This window comes from Adhaeribacter rhizoryzae (genome assembly GCF_008629685.1).
GTDB classification, from domain to species: domain Bacteria; phylum Bacteroidota; class Bacteroidia; order Cytophagales; family Hymenobacteraceae; genus Adhaeribacter; species Adhaeribacter rhizoryzae.
The window spans coordinates 208,699-227,652 of record NZ_VWSF01000005.1 but is presented as its reverse complement, the minus strand read 5'-3'; the positions used below and the strand labels follow the sequence as shown (position 1 = coordinate 227,652).

General features: G+C 46.2%; 13 protein-coding genes. 6 read left to right on the top strand and 7 right to left on the bottom strand.

Annotated features, from left to right (window positions below):
* Window positions 1-9: 9 nt before the first annotated feature.
* From sov to F0145_RS09460, 3 genes are all read left to right on the top strand, one after another.
* The gene (gene sov, locus F0145_RS09470) at window positions 10-7,257 is read left to right on the top strand and encodes a T9SS outer membrane translocon Sov/SprA (protein WP_223815931.1); all 7,248 of its coding nucleotides are present in this window, start codon (window positions 10-12) and stop codon (window positions 7,255-7,257) included.
* A gap of 74 nt (window positions 7,258-7,331) precedes the next feature.
* Window positions 7,332-7,712 (top strand): glycine cleavage system protein GcvH, encoded by a 381-nt coding sequence (gcvH, locus tag F0145_RS09465; protein WP_150088156.1) that lies wholly within the window; start codon window positions 7,332-7,334, stop codon window positions 7,710-7,712.
* 23 nt (window positions 7,713-7,735) lie between these two features.
* Complete coding sequence (locus F0145_RS09460; protein ID WP_150088155.1) at window positions 7,736-8,131, top strand: VanZ family protein; 396 nt, start codon at window positions 7,736-7,738, stop codon at window positions 8,129-8,131.
* Here F0145_RS09460 and F0145_RS09455 read toward each other — a convergent pair.
* The 3 genes from F0145_RS09455 to F0145_RS09445 form a co-directional block, all read right to left on the bottom strand.
* On the bottom strand, window positions 8,111-8,881 hold the full coding sequence (locus tag F0145_RS09455) for a hypothetical protein (RefSeq protein ID WP_150088154.1): 771 nt from the start codon (window positions 8,879-8,881) through the stop codon (window positions 8,111-8,113). The two genes, F0145_RS09460 and F0145_RS09455, sit on opposite strands and share 21 nt — an antisense overlap.
* A 74-nt stretch (window positions 8,882-8,955) precedes the next feature.
* Entirely contained in the window at window positions 8,956-9,882 is a 927-nt protein-coding gene (locus F0145_RS09450; RefSeq protein WP_150088153.1) for a helix-turn-helix domain-containing protein, read from the bottom strand.
* 73 nt (window positions 9,883-9,955) lie between these two features.
* Window positions 9,956-10,849, bottom strand: a complete 894-nt coding sequence (locus F0145_RS09445) for a YicC/YloC family endoribonuclease (protein ID WP_150088152.1) — start codon at window positions 10,847-10,849, stop codon at window positions 9,956-9,958.
* A 231-nt stretch (window positions 10,850-11,080) separates the two neighbouring features.
* Here F0145_RS09445 and purQ point away from each other — a divergent pair, with 231 nt between their 5' ends.
* Window positions 11,081-11,773 (top strand): phosphoribosylformylglycinamidine synthase subunit PurQ, encoded by a 693-nt coding sequence (purQ, locus tag F0145_RS09440; RefSeq protein WP_150088151.1) that lies wholly within the window; start codon window positions 11,081-11,083, stop codon window positions 11,771-11,773.
* 231 nt (window positions 11,774-12,004) lie between these two features.
* On the opposite strand, the gene F0145_RS09435 is transcribed toward purQ, so the two are convergent.
* Genes F0145_RS09435 through F0145_RS09425 form a run of 3 tightly spaced genes read right to left on the bottom strand, consistent with a single transcriptional unit; the run spans window position 12,005 to window position 14,957 of the window.
* Window positions 12,005-12,559, bottom strand: a complete 555-nt coding sequence (locus F0145_RS09435; RefSeq protein WP_150088150.1) for a hypothetical protein — start codon at window positions 12,557-12,559, stop codon at window positions 12,005-12,007.
* A 54-nt stretch (window positions 12,560-12,613) separates the two neighbouring features.
* Window positions 12,614-13,765 (bottom strand): amidohydrolase family protein, encoded by a 1,152-nt coding sequence (locus F0145_RS09430; RefSeq protein WP_223815929.1) that lies wholly within the window; start codon window positions 13,763-13,765, stop codon window positions 12,614-12,616.
* Window positions 13,766-13,820: 55 nt separating this feature from the next.
* A complete protein-coding gene (locus F0145_RS09425; RefSeq protein WP_150088149.1) occupies window positions 13,821-14,957 on the bottom strand; it encodes an aldose epimerase family protein in 1,137 nt (378 codons plus the stop codon).
* A 342-nt stretch (window positions 14,958-15,299) separates the two neighbouring features.
* Between F0145_RS09425 and F0145_RS09420 the strand changes: the two genes are divergently transcribed.
* The gene (locus tag F0145_RS09420) at window positions 15,300-16,124 is read left to right on the top strand and encodes a manganese catalase family protein (protein WP_223815928.1); all 825 of its coding nucleotides are present in this window, start codon (window positions 15,300-15,302) and stop codon (window positions 16,122-16,124) included.
* A 543-nt stretch (window positions 16,125-16,667) separates the two neighbouring features.
* Here F0145_RS09420 and F0145_RS09415 read toward each other — a convergent pair.
* Window positions 16,668-17,966, bottom strand: a complete 1,299-nt coding sequence (locus tag F0145_RS09415; RefSeq protein WP_150088148.1) for a DEAD/DEAH box helicase — start codon at window positions 17,964-17,966, stop codon at window positions 16,668-16,670.
* A 215-nt stretch (window positions 17,967-18,181) separates the two neighbouring features.
* On the opposite strand from F0145_RS09415, the gene F0145_RS09410 reads away from it, so the two are divergent.
* The gene (locus F0145_RS09410) at window positions 18,182-18,928 is read left to right on the top strand and encodes a pseudouridine synthase (protein WP_150088147.1); all 747 of its coding nucleotides are present in this window, start codon (window positions 18,182-18,184) and stop codon (window positions 18,926-18,928) included.
* Window positions 18,929-18,954: the final 26 nt, after the last annotated feature.

Below are 18,954 nucleotides of genomic sequence, written 5' to 3'. Positions count from 1 at the left end.
GATAAAAAATTGGTACGCTTAAGCAAACGCAATTATAGTTTTGTCCTTTCTTCAGTTGCTATTGTATCTTTTCTGGTTTGGGCCACTAACTCCGGCACAGCGGGTAATACCAGACGTAAGAACTTATACAACTGGGGTAAATTTTTACTGGAAGATACGACAATAACCGATACGGCTTACGTAAAATCCAGAAGGCCTACCTATAAGCCAAAAGACCGGCGGAGCGATCCTTTTTCGAACCGGAACGATGAATCGCCGTTGTTGCTGGGCCCACCGGCAAATATTAAAGTAGATGTAACCCTGGACGATAGCCTGAAGCGGTTCAACATCCAGGAGCGGATTGGCGATATAGATTACCGCAATCCTACTACCATGACTTTCGAAGAATATTCGCGGTACCAGCAGCAGCAATCTATTCGCAACTATTGGCGGGCTAAGTCGGAAGGTGGTATTGCCGGCGAAGCCGGTGGTGCGGCCAGTAAGCGTTTAATTCCTAAAATTAGTGTGGTTAGCCCCTTGTTTGATCGGATATTTGGCGGCAGCACCGTTGATATTCAAACAAATGGCAACGTGGGCCTGAAATTTGGAGCCCGCTTTAACCGGAACTTCAACCAATCGTTACCGTTGCGGCAACAGCGCATCGGCGATTTCGATTTCGACCAAAACCTGGCCTTGAACGTAGTGGGTAAAATTGGCGACAAGATGAAGATAAACTTCAACTGGGATACCAAAGCCAATTTTGAGTTCGAGAACAACATGAAGCTGGATTATACCGGCTACGAAGAAGAAATAATCCGGAAGGTAGAAGCGGGTAACGTTAGTTTGCCTTTAAACAACAGCTTAATTACCGGCGGCCAGAATTTATTCGGGATTAAAGCGCAATTGCAGTTTGGCCGGCTGGCAGTTACGGCTATTGCCTCTAACGTACGCGGCCGTACCGATGAAGTAAATATTCAAAATGGCTCCCAAAATCGTAATTTTGAAATACGGGCGAGCCAATACGAACGCGACCGGCACTTTTTCCTTTCGCATTTTTTCCGCGATCGCTATAACCGGGCCTTGCAAAACTTGCCGCTCGTAAACTCGGGTATTACCATCCGCCGCCTCGAAGTATATATTACCAACGATAACCGGGCTACCGAGAACCTCCGCAATATAGTAGCTACCATAGATTTGGGCGAGGCCAACCCAACCAATATTCACCGGCCCGATCGGTTAAACAATGGCTCGGCTCCTACCCGACCCACCGATAATAAATCTAACCGGATGTACAGTATTTTAACCGGCGCTTCCCGCGATAACGACCGGATAGATGAAACACTGGACCAGGATGTTTTTGAAAAGACCATTGATTACGAACACGTACGCGCCCGTCGCCTCGATCCGCGCGAATACACGTTTAACCCCCAGTTAGGCTATCTTTCTTTAAATACCCAGTTGCTGCCCGAACAAGTACTGGGTGTAGCTTACGAATATACCTTTAACGGCCAAACTTACCAGGTAGGCGAGTTGCAGGAAGATTACCAGAACGTGCGCGAAAACGAGGTAATTTTCATGAAAATGCTGCGCTCTACCAACCCGGCGCCGGTGCAATTGCCTGTCTGGGATTTAATGATGAAGAATATTTACCCGCTGAATGCCAACCAGGTTACGCGGGAAAATTTCCAGTTGCGCCTGATTTACAAAGACGACGAAACCGGGGTAGATATTCCGACTTTAAAAGAAGGCGAACGCGTAAAGGATTTGCCACTGGTAGAAGTTTTTAACCTCGATAACGTAAATACCAACAACGACCGGCCGCGCGACGGCAACTTCGACTTTTTGCCCGGCATAACCATCGATCCGGAAAACGGCCGCATTATTTTTCCGGTAGTAGAGCCTTTTGGGTCTTTCCTGAACGAGAAATTTACCGATCAGGAACAAGCGCTGCGTGAGAAATACGTGTACCAGGAACTTTACGAACTTACCCAAACCGATGCCCAGCAGTTTACCAACAAAGACAAGTTTTTCCTGAAAGGCCGTTACCAAGCCAGCTCTTCCGACGAAATAGCTTTACCCGGCATTCAAATTGCCGAAGGTTCGGTAACCGTATATTCGGGCGGTACTCGCCTGACTGAAGGCGTAGATTACCAGGTTGATTATAACCTGGCCCGCGTAAAAATATTAAACCCCAGCTACCTGAGTTCGGCCAGCAACTTAAAAGTAAACTTTGAACGCGCCGAACTAATAAATCCGCAACCCCGAGCTATGGTGGGTGTGCGCCTGGATTATCGCGTAAACAACGATATTAGCTTTGGTGGTACCATGCTCCACCTCGGCGAAACACCTTATAACAACAACCGCGTGAGTTTGGGCGATGAACCCAGCAACAATACCATTTACGGCGTAGATATTAACTTGCGGCGCAATTCCCGGTTCCTGACCAAACTAACCGATATGTTACCGCTGGTGCAAACCAAGGAGCTATCTACCATTACCTTTAACGCTGAATTTGCCCAGCTTTTACCCGCCAAAGCCAAGTTACAAGGCGAAGACGGCGTTTCGTATATCGATGATTTTGAAAGTTCGGAAGCGGCTTTCTCGCTGGCCAGCTCTTACAACAGCAATAACTGGCGCCTGGCATCTACCCCGGCCCCACTTACCAACGGCACCGGCCTGGCTTATGCCTTTAACCGGGCTAAACTGGCCTGGTACACCATCGATCAGGGCGTTTATTACCGCAACGGTCCGCGCCGGCCCAATAATATTACCGAAAGCGTACTCCGAAACCATTATACCCGGCCCGTAGATCGCAAAGAAGTATTCCGGAACCGCGACCTGGATGCTATAAATAATTCTGAGTACACGTTCGATTTGGCTTATTTCCCGAACGAACGCGGCCAGTATAACTATAACCCCAACATTAGCGCTGATGGGCGGTTTTTGAACCCGAATAATCAGGCTTTAAATATTAACAACTACGGTGGTATTAGCCGCGAAATCACCTTCGATAACGACTTTGACAACGCCAATATTGAGTACCTGGAGTTCTGGCTCATGGACCCGTTTATCCGCAGCAACAGCGGCCTGGCCAATATTACCGACGACGAAGGCAATGACAAACCCAATACTACCGGCGGTGAATTAATTTTGAACCTGGGTAATATTTCGGAAGATTTATTGAAGAACCAGAACCGTTACGAGTTTGAAAACGGCTTGCCCACAGCGGCCACAACCATAGATGTAGCTACCGGCCGCAAACCCGATACCGAGCGCACGGCCTGGGGTTTTGTTTCCAAATTACCGTTCCTGACCGATGCTTTCGATAATAATTCGGGAACCCGGCAGCACCAGGATATTGGTTTGGAAGGCTTAAACGACAGCGAAGAACGGCAATTTTTCCAGGGCATTTACCAGAACTTACCCGACCCTTCGGGCGATAACTTTAAACACCACCTGAATGGCGATTACGACAGCCGGAATGTAAGAATATTAGGCCGTTACAAAAACTACAACGGCATGGAAGGCAACTCCACCGAAAACAGCGAAGAATCGGCTTATCCGTACCCCGATAAAGAAGACCTGAATAAAGATAACGTGGTGAGTGATGTGGAACGTTACCACGAGTACCGCATGGTGTTAAAACCCGGTCAGTTAAATGTAGGCGAGAATTACATTGTAGATAAGGTTGTTACGCCAAAACATGGCGATGATGTTACCTGGTACCAGTTTCGGATTCCGGTGCGCCAGCCTACCGGCAACGTGGGTAATATTAACGGGTTTAAATCTATCCGGTTTATGCGGATGTACATGACCCAGTTTCAGGAGCCGGTTGTCATGCGGATGTTAGGGTTGCAGTTTGTATCGAACCAGTGGCGCCGCTACCTGGGTTCTATTTCGGATACCGGCGCGCCCTGTGTAGGCGATTGCGATTTTGATGCGCAAAATTTTTCGGTATCAACGGTAAATATTGAAGAAAACGGCGCGCAGGAAACAAGTGTAATTCCGTATGTGGTACCACCCGGCGTGGTGCGGTTACGCGATAATTCCTCTACGTTGCAGAACCGCCGCCAGAACGAGCAATCGCTGCAGCTTTGTGTAGACGGCCTGAAAGATTCTTTTGGTAAGGCGGTTTACAAAAACGTAACCATGGACATGCTCATTTACAAACGGCTGAAGTTGTTCCTGCACGCGCAAAGCCCTAACAACAACACCCGCAACGACGAAGTAAGAGCTTTTATCCGGATTGGTACTGACTACACCCAAAACTATTACGAATATTCTATCCCGTTAAAAATTACGCCTAATTCTGCTACCACTGCTTCGGAAATCTGGATTCCGGAAAACTTTGTAGATCTGGCTTTCCAGGATTTAATTGATACCAAAGCCGACCGGAACCGCAACAGCGGCAGCAATATTTTTCAGCCCTGGACCCGGACTTTACCTAATAATGCTACTATTACCGTAGTGGGTAACCCCGATTTAAGTGCAATCCAAGGCATTATGCTGGGAGTTCTGAACCCGCGCAGCCCCGACCGCTCCGATAAATCGGTTTGTATCTGGGCCGACGAATTACGGGTAGCTGACTTTGACAAAACCGCCGGCTGGGCCGCCAACGCCCGCATGAACGCCAAATTAGCAGATTTTGCCACCATTTCGGCCAGCGGTAGTTATACCACCGTGGGCTTTGGTTCGCTGCAGCAAAAAGTAGCCCAGCGGGCCCGCGAAAATACCATGCAGTTCGACCTGAACTCCAATATTGCCGCCGATAAGTTCTTCCCCGAAAAATTAGGGGTACGCATTCCGGTATCGGTGCAATACGGTACGGCTATGCAAGAACCGCGTTACGACCCGTTGGACCCAGATACCGAGTTGCGCCAATCGCTGCAAAAGTTTGATGATCCGGCTATGCGGGCGGCTTACCGCAAAGAGGTAGTGAGCCAGGTAACCACCAAGAGCATTAACCTGTTAAACGTCCGGAAAGAGAAAACCAATCCGGAGGCTAAATCCAAACCTTACGACCTGGAGAATTTATCTTTATCGTATGCTTACACCGAACAACTGCGCACCGATATTGTAACCGACCGGGATTTTACCAAAAGCTATACGGGTGGTTTGGCTTATACTTACAACAATACGCCTAAAAACTATACCCCACTGGCGAAGGCCAAAGTTTTTCAATCGCCGTACCTCAAGTTATTGCAGGAGTTAAATATTACGCCTTTACCGAGCCGGATTGCGTTCCGCGCCGATTTAGACCGCCGGTACAACGAAATATTTTTGCAGCGCCGGTTAAGCTTTAACGATATGCCTACCACCAGCGGCATTGTACCAACGTTCCAGAAATATTTTTTCTTTAACCGGATTTACGACTTAAAGTGGGATTTAACCAAGAGTATTTCTTTTGACTACACGGCTACCAACCGGGCTGTAGTAGACGAACCTGACGGGCAGATAGATAAGGAAAACCCGGATTTACGCTATAAAAACGAAGTAATCTGGAAGAACCTGCGCAATTGGGGCCGTACCACCAACTTCGACCAATTAGCCGCCCTTACCTACCGGCTGCCGCTGGATAAGTTTCCGCTCACCGACTGGATTAGCGCCGATGCCCGCTATGCCGCCGGCTACACCTGGACTTCGGGCTCTACGGCCTTAATCAGCGACACCTTGCAGTTAGGTAATACTATTCAGAATAATTCCGAAATAAGTGTTACGGGTAAGGTAGATTTAACCCGCCTCTACAACAAGGTTAAATTTTTAAAAGCCATAAACGAACAGGCGCCTAAAACCGCCGGTGGTGCTGCTGCGCCGCCCACCCGTAACCCGAACGCACCGGTTCCGGCCGATACCGCTAAAAAAGCACCCGAGCTAAAAGCCCTGAAAGCCGTGCTCCGGTCGCTGATGACGGCCCGCTCGCTTAACTTTACGGCCGCGCAAAACCAGGGTACGCTGTTACCGGGTTACTTGCCGCGCACCCGGGTGTTTGGCTTAGACGAAGGCTTTGATGCGCCGGGGGTACCGTTTATTTTGGGTAAGCAGTACGAGCTGGAAAGTTTATTCCGGCTGGCCCAAGCGAGTGGTTGGTACACCGATAGCAGCCAATATTTAAATACGCCGCTGAGTAACTTAAAAACGCAAAACTTTAATCTCCGGACGGTGTTAGAGCCTTTCCGCAACTTTAATATTCAGTTAGATGCCAAACAAGATCGCTCCGAAATAAACGAGGTATTTTACCGGTTGCCAATAGACGAAACTACCGGTAATATTGGTCCTGATCCGGTGCGGCAGAATCCGCTGAATACCGGCTCGTTCTCGTCTTCGTTTATTGCGCTGCAAACCTTATTCGAATCTAACCAGGATAACGCCTCGGCGGCGTTCGATAACTTTGTCCGGAACCGGTCGGTAGTGTTGGAGCGGCTGCGGGCAGCTAACCAGGGCGGCGGCGAATTTGCCATCAACTCCCAGGATGTACTCATGCCATCGTTCTTGGCCGCTTACCAGGGCAAAAGCATCGATAGTTACAAGGCGCGTCCTTCGCGGCCGTTTGGCGTATTTCCGTTGCCTAACTGGCGCGTTGATTACAATGGCTTGGCCGAATTGCCGTTTGTGCAGCAATATTTCAGCAGCATAACCTTATCGCACGTGTATAATGCCAGCTACAATATTTCAAACTTTACTACTTCGCTGGAGTACCAGAACCAGCCCGGTAAAAACGAATTACCCACCCAAGTAAACGAGCAGGGCGAATACGTGCCGTATTACGTTATCAGCCAGGTATTAATTTCCGAAAGATTGGCGCCTTTCCTTGGTGTAAATTTCCGTACCAAAAACAATATTTCGGGCCGACTGGAGTATCGCCGCGAACGTAACCTGGCCCTGAATATGACTAATGCCCAGATTACACAGAATGGCATTAAGGATATTGTGTTGGGAATTGGCTATACCACAAATAAATTTAGGGTGCCGTTTAAAATTAACGGCGAGTACAAAACCCTGAAAAATGATTTAAATGCCCGTTTGGATTTAACTTTCCGCGACAACGAAACCATTCAGCGGACCATTGTGGTAGAAGATGCCCTGGAAAAAACCCGGAGTGTAGTTACCAACGGTACCTTACAAGTGCAGATAAAACCAACCATTGATTATACTTTAAATCAGCGGCTGAATTTACAGTTTTATTTTACCCGGGTTATTTCGGACCCGAAAGTGGCCAATGCGTTTAAAAATACGGTTTCGGAAGGCGGAATTCAGCTGAGATATAGTTTATCGGAATAAGTTTTAAACTATTTCTGAAAAAAGGATGTAAATTTAAACCGCCAAAACTCACAAACAACTTATTTAATTAAGAAATGAATTTACCGAAGGACCTGAAATACACCAAAGACCACGAATGGGTACGCATTGAAGGCGATGTGGCTTACATTGGTATAACCGATTTTGCCCAAAGTGAATTGGGTGACATTGTTTACGTTGATATTGACACCCTGGACAAAAAAGTAAACCGCGAAGAAGTTTTTGGTACGGTAGAAGCCGTAAAAACCGTTTCGGATTTATTTAGCCCGGTTACCGGCACCGTATTGGAGCTGAACCCCAAATTAGATGCTAACCCCGAGAATGTAAACTCCGATCCTTACGGCGACGGCTGGATGATTAAAATGTCGATTGATGATACAGCCGAGCTGGAAGCGTTACTCAGCGCCGAGGATTACGCCCAACTAGTGGGTGCTTAATTTTCGGCCGCCGAAACATTTTCATGTTTTTGAAATATCATATACCTACCCTGGCGTGGGCAACAGTAATTTTGTTTTTAACGCTGTTGCCCACCGCCAATATGCCCCCGGTACCACAATGGGAGCTTATTTCCTTCATGACCGCTTCGCACGCGGTGGTATTTTTTATTCTCACCTTTTTAATGCGCCGGGGCTTTTACCTGCAAAAAGCCAATAATAGCTTACGCCGGCACAGCGGGTTGTATGCCGTTATTCTTTCCATAATATTTGGGTCTATTATTGAATATTTGCAAAGTACCTTGGGTTGGGGCCGGCAAGGCGATATCATGGATATTGTGAGCAACAGCATTGGTACCCTGCTGGCTATTCCGGCCTTTAACCTGGTGTTGCGCCACCGCCTATTGGGCAACTTTTTGTAATTTTTCTTTGCTGGCAATGGGAGCGCTTTCCTTTTGCCAATTGAATATTTGAAGCAAAGAAAAAACGTGCATAGCCAAAGCTACTGGTACTAAAAACCCCGGCAACCAGATAAAAGGCGCTACAGTTACAAAAGTATTAGCCGGTTCGTTCAAAAACACTCTAAACGGGGTTGGGGTAGATAATATGGCAACGGTAACAATATTTAGAAGCAACGCCAAGCCAAAAATATTCCAGAGCAAGCCCCACCGAAAATTTAATTTTTCCTGGAAGAAGAAATAACCCGCCAAAGGCGCGGTTAAGCCTACCAGAATATCAAAGTTACGGCCTTCAAAGGTCATTTGCACCGGGCATACGCCTGCCACTAAGGCCATCCAAAGGCCAATTTCTACTACAACCCGAAAGCTCTGCAAATATACCGGCCAGGCGGGCGGCACCAGGCTTAATAAATAACGAAAAGATTTTCTGCTGGCTAACCAGGCTATAACTATCCAGGGAGGGGCAATGGCCAGCACAAACCGGGGTGGCATTGTGCTGAAATCAGAAAAGAAATTTTGGTTGGCCAGCAAGGCCAATAATGCTAACCAGGCCACCAACCCGGCGGTCGAGGTCCAGAATGCATTTTTCTTTTTTCTCTCGGGCCAGTCAGTTTTGGCTAAAGCGTAATGCAAAGCCAAAATAATTAAAGCTGCAACTATAACGGTTAAAAAAGTAAACAGGATGGCGGCGCTTTGGTAAATAGGGGTTTCCATAGTACAAGAGGTTTTAGGTTAGTTAACTGTACCAAAGTTATAGGCACCCACAAATATTTAGTTAACCAAAATTGCTAATTTGAGAGCACCTGCTGCAAACGGTAATTGCCCGCACTGGTGGCAGCTTTTTGGGCAAATAACCGGCTTAAAGAACTTACGTGCTGCAAACCCACTTCCAGGGCAATATCGGTAACCTGCATATCGGAATATTTGAGTAAGGCTTTGGCTTTGGCCAGACGAACGGCCATTAAATATTGGTGCGGCGTTTGCCCGAAGCAAGCCCGAAAGGAACGGAGATAATGAAACTTAGACAAACAAGCTATTTGGGCCAGTTCTTCCAGGGTAATTTCGCAATTATAATGAGCTTGCAAATAATCTATAGAATAACAAAGCCGCTTGTATATTTCTAACTGGGTGGCGCGTTTGGTGGCGGGTAATTTAGCGGTTTCGGTTAAAGCAGCACGGTGCACCTGTAGCAGGTAAATTAATAAATTTATTAGGCCTTCTTCCAGGAGCAGGTTACTCGCAACCCCGGTTTGGGCTTGCGCATAAAGCTGGTTTAATAATTTATTTAAAGTAGCATCTTTGGGGTAAAGCCGGTTAAAGAAATATATGGGGCTGCTTTGCACGGTAAAAGGATCGGCGAGCAACTTATCTTCCGGCAGCACCAACCCATCGTAAACCTGCTCTAAAAACTGCTCCCCCACATGTATGTTAAAAGTTTCGGTAATGCTTTTTTCCGGAATTTGTAAAGTATATGCTTCGCTGGGGTTGGTAATAAAATAATGGGTTTCGGGAATATTAACACTGTGCTGCGCTACCCCACAGTGGCTCTGCCCTTTTATATTCATAAACAGCGACAAAGGCCCGGCTATATTGGGTCGGTAGCAACCCGTAGATTTTACATTTAATACCACATTGGGCCAGCCCTGTTTTTTATCGAAGCGCAGGGCTACCTGGTTCTGCAGCCAGGTTAAATCCGGAAATTCGTGGCGTATCATAGGTGCGCGGCTGATTAACTAAATATACAAAATCTATTTAGCCTTATCAATAGCCACCGTTGCACCTGCCTGTTTATAAAATATTGTTTAGCTGTTCTTTAATTTTCTCCAGTTCTTCTTTCATTTCTACTACCAGGTGCTGAATGGTGGCATCGTTGGCTTTAGAACCAATGGTATTAATTTCGCGGCCAATTTCCTGCGAGATAAAGGCCAGTTTTTTACCGGTAGGTTCGGGCAAATAAACGGTTTCGGTAAAATAATGCAGGTGATTAATTAAACGCACTTTTTCTTCGGCAATATCCAGCTTCTCAATAAAATAAATCATTTCCTGTTCAAAGCGGTTTTGGTTAAACTGCTCCGAATTACTTATTTCGGCCAGGTGCGTGCGGATACGCTCGCGGATATATTCCAGCCGAACCGGGTCGTATTTATCAACTTCGGCCAGTAAAATCCGAATCCGGTCAACATAAGCCATTATTTCGGAGGTCAGGGCTTTGCCTTCGTCGCTCCGGAAACGGTTTAGGTTAGCAATAGCTTCCTGCAACAACTCGGTTATAATTTCCCAGGGCACTGGCATTTGGGCATCTTCTTCCTCGGTGCGCGGCGCTTGCTGAATTACCTCCGGCATTTGCAAAGCCAACCGAAACAAATCGTTTTTACTAGCCCCTACTAAATCGGCGGCGTTTTCGAGTTCGGTATAATAATGCTGCAACAGCTCCTGGTTAATAGAATTGGCTGTTCTGGCCGCCTTAGTGGTGCCCGAATAATCTACGCTAAGCGAAACTTTACCCCGAACCAGGCTTTTACCCAAAATAGTACGGATTTCGTGCTCTTTATCGGCCAGAAACCGCGGCAGCCGCAAGCTTAAATCCAAGCCTTTAGAATTGAGCGAGCGAATATCAATGGTAATGCTGTACTGGTCGCCATCCTGGCGGGCCGTGCCAAAGCCGGTCATGGATTGTAACATAGTTCTGGTTGGTTAAGGTTAAGTTCTGTATAAAGGTACTGGTATTACGGCTTTCGCGTTATAAAAAATAATATAGTTACGGCCTTTTATAGCCAAAATAAGTAAGTATAGCCTATTAAAATTAGAAGAAGTGCCTATTCAGGATAAGTATTTATTCTTTATGCCCGAATCCATTAGCATTAATTTTATTATTTATTCCTTTCTCTTACCCTAAAGTATTATCTTTACCCCATGAAATTTGGCGTTGTTATTTTCCCAGGGTCTAATTGCGACCAGGATGTTATTCAGGTTTTAGAGCGGGTTTCGAATAAGCCGGTAGCCCGGCTGTGGCACAAAGACCACGACCTGCAAAGTTGTGATTTTATTGTTTTGCCCGGCGGATTCTCTTACGGCGATTATTTGCGTTCCGGCGCCATTGCTCGCTTTTCGCCGATTATGCAAGAAGTAATTGGCCACGCCAACAAAGGCGGTTATGTAATGGGTATTTGCAATGGTTTCCAGATTTTAACCGAAGCCGGCTTATTGCCCGGCGCGCTGCTGCGTAATACCGAACAGAAATTTATTTGCCGCAACGTACATATTCGTCCTGAAACCACCGATTTATTGCCTACTCGCCGTTTAGAAAAAGGCAAAGCTTACCAGGTGCCCATTGCCCATGGCGAGGGCCGTTTCTACGCCGATGCCGATACCTTGCAGCGCATAAAAGACCAGGATCAGGTAATGTTCCGGTACTGCAACTCGCACGCCGCTATTGCCCCCGATACTAACTGCAACGGTAGCATCGAGAGTATTGCGGGTATCAGCAACGAAGGCCGCAACGTTTTTGGCATGATGCCCCACCCCGAACGCGCCGCCGACCCGGATTTAGGCAACATGGATGGCCTTTTAATATTTGAATCGCTGCTGGAAGCTGTTCCGGCTTAACATTCAGGATAAAGTTTGTAATTAATATTTTTCGAAAAATATTAAAAGCTCTGGTTGGGTAATCCGGCCAGAGCTTTTGTTTTATCAGGAATGCTATTATAAACTTAATATTTTCCAATCAGTTTTGCGGCACGCTTGCTTTCTTACTTTGTTCCCCTACTAATAAAAATTTAATTACCGGTAATATTAAGGATGGCTTGGTTTGGAAAGAATATTCAGCTACTACCCTGATTATTTACCACGGCTTGTACTGATTATTTTAACCGCTTCCTTTATTTCTCTTGCATAATATTCATCGTACATGTGGGCTCTATTTAATAAAAGCATTGCTACGCCAATACAAACTGCTGCAAATAGATAGAGCAATCTTTTTTTAGAGCCTTGTTTAATAAAGTAAATGCTTAAGATTAGAAAGCTAAAGGAAAGGTTATACGAAAAGGTTTTAAGCGCATTCCACCTTTCAATAATCGAAAAACTTTCCGGTGATACAAAATGAATCCTGGTTCTGTATTCCAGGGAGAATTCTTCAATTTTGTATACAGCATAACTCCTTAATACCGGGCCTAAATAGGTATATAACCGATAGCTTATATTATCGGCAACAAAGCCGATAACATAGGCCAGAATTACAAAAAATATTATTTGAGAAGATGAAATATTCTTTAAAGCCGCTGTAATAGAAGTTATTGACTTTACATTAAAAATTAAAAGTAAAGAAATTAATATCAGGCCACCCGGAATTACAAATCCAAAAATATCGAATAAGGTTAAGTTTAAACTTTCCATTTCAGGTAGAAGATAACACTAAAAACCTGTTTCAATCCTTTATGCCAATATTATTTACTTCTTTTTACTACCACTTTTATCAAGTTTAGCCAGTCCCGGAAACATCTTTAAGGCATTCTTGTGGTAAATTTTATTTATGGTAGTTTTGGGTAAGTGCAGGCTTTTAAACTCGCCGTTTACGTTCGGGTTAGTCATGGTATCGGCGGTTACCAAAAAGCGCCAGTCGCGGAGCCAGGTCGCATGGGCGCGCTCTTTTACTTTGGCCGGTGCTTCTTTTGTATCTACGGCAATATCGGTAGCATAAACCAGGCGGTCCTGGTATTTTATTATAAAATTGCGCACCTTTTGCCAATCGGTTTGGGCCTGGTATTGCAGGTGGGCCATCCGGGCGCTTATGTCCACGGCCAGGTTCGGGTATTTATCCAGACGTTTGGCTAACTCATCTACGCTCCATTCCAGGCTGCCCAGGTGGGCGCCCGTAAAAGGCAAACGCGGGTGCATGGCCAGTACCTGGTCGCGGGCCCGGATGTGTTCTTCGTAAGAAGGCGCTTCCGGATGCAGATACATGTGGTACCGGGGGTTTTGGGCGTAATAATTCCGGTTGTTGTTCACGGTCATTTCGGCTAAGGGCAGCCAGCAATTTTTGGGCTCACCTAAATGGCCGATTACCGGAATTTTGTTTTGTTCTAAATAATCTAATATTGGTTTAAACCGCGGGTCATTAATCATTACGAACGCGCCGTTTTCGTCTTTCAACTCCATGCCTATATTTTTCCAGATTTTTACCCCTATTGCTCCCTGGGCAAGTGCGCTTTTCAGGTAAGCTAAGCTTTCTTCTGCCCAATGCGCAGCGCCCCAATTTTGCACCGAAAAGGTAGTAGCGTAAGCCAGCCTATCCGAGAAATTTTTACGGTGCTGCAGCGCCAGCTCTTGTTGCTGGGTAATGGTGGGGTAATGCGGGGCGTTAACATTAATAGTCAGGAGCCGAAAATTATCCCTTTGGGCTTGTTCCAGCAAACTCGGATCGGTTGTATTTAGGTGCACGTGCGTATCAAACTTCGGCACCGAGCTAAAATCATCCAGGGTATAATATTTTTCCTGGTTAGCTGGTGGCCCAGGGGTTGCGCAACCCGCCAAGGTTAAAAGCCCCGCCATTATAACAACATAGAGCAATGTGTTGCCGGCTTTAACTAAATAAAAGCGCATCCAAGCAAATTTAGATTTATAAATATTACCTGCTGTTACCAAAATAGGCTAAGGTTTAGCGCACCGAAAACTTGTATATAGTAGTACTCTGGTAGGTTTCGCCGGGCCGCAGGGTGGTACTGGGAAAGTTGGGGTGATTGGGCGCATCGGGGAAATGCTGGGTTTCGAGGCACACCCCATAACGGCGGGTAAACGCTACACCTTCTTTGCCCCGCAAGGTTCCGTTTAAATGGTTGGCGGTATAAACCTGTACACTGGGCTCCGTTGTGAACATTTCCAGAAAACGGCCGCTTTTAGGCTCGTAAACAGTAGCACCGCGTTTCAATTTATTTGATTTATCGGTAAATACCCAGCAATGGTCGTAGCCGGAGCCGTACCGGATTTGGGTATGGGTGGTATCGTTGATGCGGGCGCCAATAGCCGTAGGTTTGGTAAAATCGAAAGGCGTACCAGCTACCGGTTTTATTTCTCCGGTTGGTATCTGCGCTTGGTCGGTGGGCAAGTAAGAAGCGGCATTTACCATTAGTTCGTGGTTCAGAATATTACCTTTCATGCCGCTTAAATTAAAATAAGTATGGTTGGTAAGATTCACGACCGTTGGTTTATTCGTAGTGGCTTTGTAATTAATGCGTAGCGCGTTGTCTTTTTGCAGGGTGTAAATAACTTCTACGGCCAATGTTCCGGGATAGCCTTCTTCGCCATCCGGCGAGGTGTATTGCAGTTTCAGGGCCGGCTCGTTGCCGTTAACCGGGGTGGCTGCCCATAATTTCTTATCGAAACCTACCCTACCGCCGTGAATGTGATTCCCCCGGGCATTGGGCGTTAAGGTATATTCATTGCCATCCAGCACCAATTTGCCTTTGGCAATGCGGTTGCCGTAGCGGCCAATTATGGGTCCGAACGATGGAGTACCTTTTAAATAATCGGCAAAAGTGGGCACGCCTAAGGTAATATTTTCTTGTTTGCCGTTTTTGTCCGGAGCCGTCCAGGAAACAATGTAGCCACCGTAGTTGGTAATTTCAACTTCCATGCCCGCCGCATTGCGCAAGGTAAAAAGGTGTGCTTCCCGGCCATCCGGCAAAGCGCCAAACACCTCTTTGGTAATGCCCGCTTTCCCTTTCTCTTGTACAGCATAGCTTGTACTAAACAGCAGGCTTATAGGAATAAAAAAGACTACTAATATATATTTCATAGGCGTAATTAAGATTGGGTAAGTTAATGATTATTCCAGAGTAAGCTAAAAATATTGCCCGGGCTGCTCCTGGTAAAATTTGCAGCAGCCGCCGAATGCTAAAGCCGGACAGGTTGTTCCGGCCTGGGTGCGTTCAAGCTTATTATACTGGTTCCGGTTCAACAATTATATATAAAAAACCATGCACAATCCGGACAACGTTTAAACTTTAATTTACAACTGCTTCGTGCCAGCTAAATATTATGTTATTCAACTTAATATCAGCACTTTTCATTAACCTTTACCCTAAATAGGGCGTTTTAAGAAATCTAATATTAAATATAAACTTAAAATGTAAAACCTATGATTTTAAAAATGGATCGGCTGCCTATTGAGCTGCCAACCCCTAAAAATCCCTCGGCCAACGATGCCGCAGCCGTACAGGAATTGCTCGGCGGTAAATTCGGCGAAATGTCTACGCTGATGAACTACACGTTTCAGTCATTTAATTTTAGAGGCCGGAATCGGTTACGCCCTTTTTACGATGTAATTGGCAGTATTGCCGGCGAAGAGTACGGCCATATTGAGGCCGTTTCTTATGCCATTAATTTATTGCTGACGGGCACTACCAAGCGGGGCTTCGATCCGGAACCCGGCCCTTTAAAAAATGCTACTGATTTTCGCCATTCCCGGCCGTTTGTAGCCTCCGGGCAATCGGCTTTGCCCATGGATTCGATGGGCGATTGGTGGACTGGCCAGAACGTATTTAGCAGCGGCAACTTAAGATTAGATTTACTCCATAACTTTTTTCTGGAATGCGGCGCCCGGGCAAACAAAATGCGGGTTTACGAAATGGTAACTGAGCCCACTGCTCGCGAAATGGTGGGGTATTTGCTGGTGCGCGGCGGTGTACACGTTGTGGCGTATGCCAGGGCGCTGGAACACCTAACCGGCGTAGAAGTAACCAAACTGGTACCGGTACCCGATTTAAGTAATAAAGCTTTTCCTGAAACCCGCAAATACGAAGCGGTAGGTTTACACCGCACCCTCTATACTTTTAGTCCGCAGGACTACCAAAAAGCTGGTCTGGTATTTAACGGTCCGCACCCCGAAGACGGACAGCCACTGGAAGTAATATTTGGTGCACCGGAAGGCGTACCGGCACCGGATTTAGAGGAAGAACCATAACTGAATTCGCCCGGAGCCGATGATATTGATCCGGAAATGTTTAAAGATATTGCGAAAAAGCTAGGCATTAAGCTGTAATTACAACCGCGTTTTACTACCAGTCTTTTCAAATTAGGTTTAATATTTTTTAGAGCAGTTGAAACAAACTAGTTTAATAGTACTATTCCCGCAATTCCGGAAGAATCTTCTGATTTGGTAAAGCATAAGATTCTTCCGGAATTACGGTGCTGTGTGCGTATATATTGGAAATATTAATAGTTAATTATATCAAATAGTAATTACCACCTTTTATAATGATGTAAAAATATCCTGTTTGTCATGCTGAAGAATTCATGGAATTCCAGAAGCATCTATTGGTTAGAATGAAAAAGAAGTAATTTACGCTCTACTATCTTTTACCTGTAAGACCTTTTATGCAATAGATCTTTCCAAGATGACAAATAGCAGGAAATATTATGGTAGGTAAAAAATACGATTCGGTATTAGTTAATTTGCATTATTAATTTGTATAAGCTGCTTTAATAATTAAAAATATTAAGCTGCTTATTTGGCCCGACCCATTTTTACTTTCTTATTTTTCAGCTTTTCGTTTCCTAATTTTTGTACCAATGCATCGGCCTTGGCCCGGCTAACCGCCGCAAAGGTTACATAATCCTGCACATCAATTAAACCCAGTTCGGTTTTTTGCAAATAGCCTTTCTGCAGCAGGAAACCCACCACATCGCCTTTGCTTATTTTATCTTTTTTTCCGGCACTCAAATACAAGGTTTCCCAGGGGCTGGGCGGCGGTAAAACCGGGCGCACCGGCAACGTTTCGGTGGGCAGCGACGGTGGCAGGTAATCGGGCCGCTCATTGGGTTGCAGCAATACATAAGCTGTACCTTTGGCTTGCATGCGGGCCGTGCGCCCGTTGCGGTGCAGGTAAGTTTCGGCGGTAGTTAGTTCGTAGTGAATTACATTTTCTATTTCGGGAATATCCAAGCCACGAGCGGCTAAATCGGTGCTGAGCAACAAATGGTAAGTACCGTTCCGGAATTTAAGCAAAGCCCGTTCCCGATCGGGTTGCTCTAGGCCACCGTGAAAAATGCCATGTACCAACCGCTTGTGTGTTAAATAATTGCTAAGTTCTTCTACGGCATCGCGCTGGTTACAGAAAACCAGCGTGGGCGTATTACCCAGTTTACACAGCAGCCGGAACAAGGTTGCTGCTTTATCGTTGTCTGCTACCGAAACTACTTTTATCTCTAAATCCGGGGCACTGGGTATATCCTGCAAAAAGTTAACGGTAACCGGATTTTGCAGCCTGGTAAAAGCGGGTATTTGCTGCATGGCCGTAGCCGATGTTAATAGCCTCCGCTGTACGTTGGGTAACTGCCGAATAATATATTCCATATCGGCTTCAAAACCAAACTCCAGCGATTTATCAAATTCATCTAATACAAGGGTATGGATGGTGCTGCCCGAAATATTGCCTTCGCGCAAATGAAACGCAATACGGCCGGGCGTGCCTATTAGTACCGCCGGCAAATTTGTTAAACTGCTGCGCTCGGTGCGGGTAGCGTGGCCGCCATAAAAGCATTTCACCCCGAAGCCGGTACCCATTTGCCGGAACACCTGCGCTACCTGCAAAGCCAGTTCGCGGGCCGGCACCAGCACCAGCGCCTGCATGCCGGGCTCATTGGCTTGCAGCCGGGCCAGCAAAGGCAGTAAAAAGCCCAAAGTTTTACCCGAGCCAGTTGGCGCCAGCAATACCATATCCTGCTGGGCGGCGGCATCTATTGCCGCTTCCTGCATGGGGTTTAATTCTGTAATATTCAGTTTTTCCAGCGCCTGTTTCAGCATCTTCTTGGGTTTGTTATGGGGCAAAGGTACGGGAAATAAAGTTATCCGGGTTTAGTTAGCGAAGTAACGCTGTTCTGGTGAAACAAGGTTATGTACTTTAGGCGCTTTCCCAAATTTGCCTGATTATACATATAAAAGACTTAAGTGCAATAGTTATAACCTTAAGACTTCTAGCCTGATTTTTCGTAATTTGCTGCCTTAAAAAGTAACTTACCGTGCTGGAGATTATTTATGAAGATGCGCAATATGTGGCCATCAACAAACCCAATGGCTTGCTGGTGCACCGCACCCGCATAGCCGAAGAAAAAAAAGAATTTGCCTTGCAGTTGCTGCGCGACCAGTTGGGTTACCGGTTGCACGCCGTACATCGCCTGGACCGGGGAACCTCCGGCGTACTACTTTTCGCCAAAACGCCCGAAGCAACTGCCCCACTGGTAAAAGCTTTTAGCCTGCAACAGCCCGATAAAATTTATTTTGCTATTGTGCGCGGCTACGCGCCAGAGGCCGGCACCATCAACAACCCTATTCGCCCGGACAAGGATCACCAGCACAAAGAAGCGCAAGACGCCATTACCCATTTTACCCGGCTCGCCACCGTAGAATTGCCTATTCCGGTAGGCCCTTACCAGACTGCCCGTTATAGTTTATTAAAAATAAAACCCGAAACAGGCCGCATGCACCAAATTCGGAAGCATTTTGCGCACCTGCGGCATTATATTATCGGCGATAAAAAACACGGCGACTGGCGCCACAACCGCATGTTTCTGGAACAACTGAACAGTCCTTTTTTATTGCTGCACGCGGCCTCGCTAAAGTTTGAACACCCGTTTACCCAGGAAATTATTCATATAGAAGCGCAGTTACCAGAGAACATGCGCCGGCTTTGTCAGCAATTTTCGTGGCTGCCAGTGCTGGCAACGCAAGAAGCACTACCGCAGCCAATACCCAAAATTACAAAATAAACAGCTAAAGCGAACAATCCAGGCAG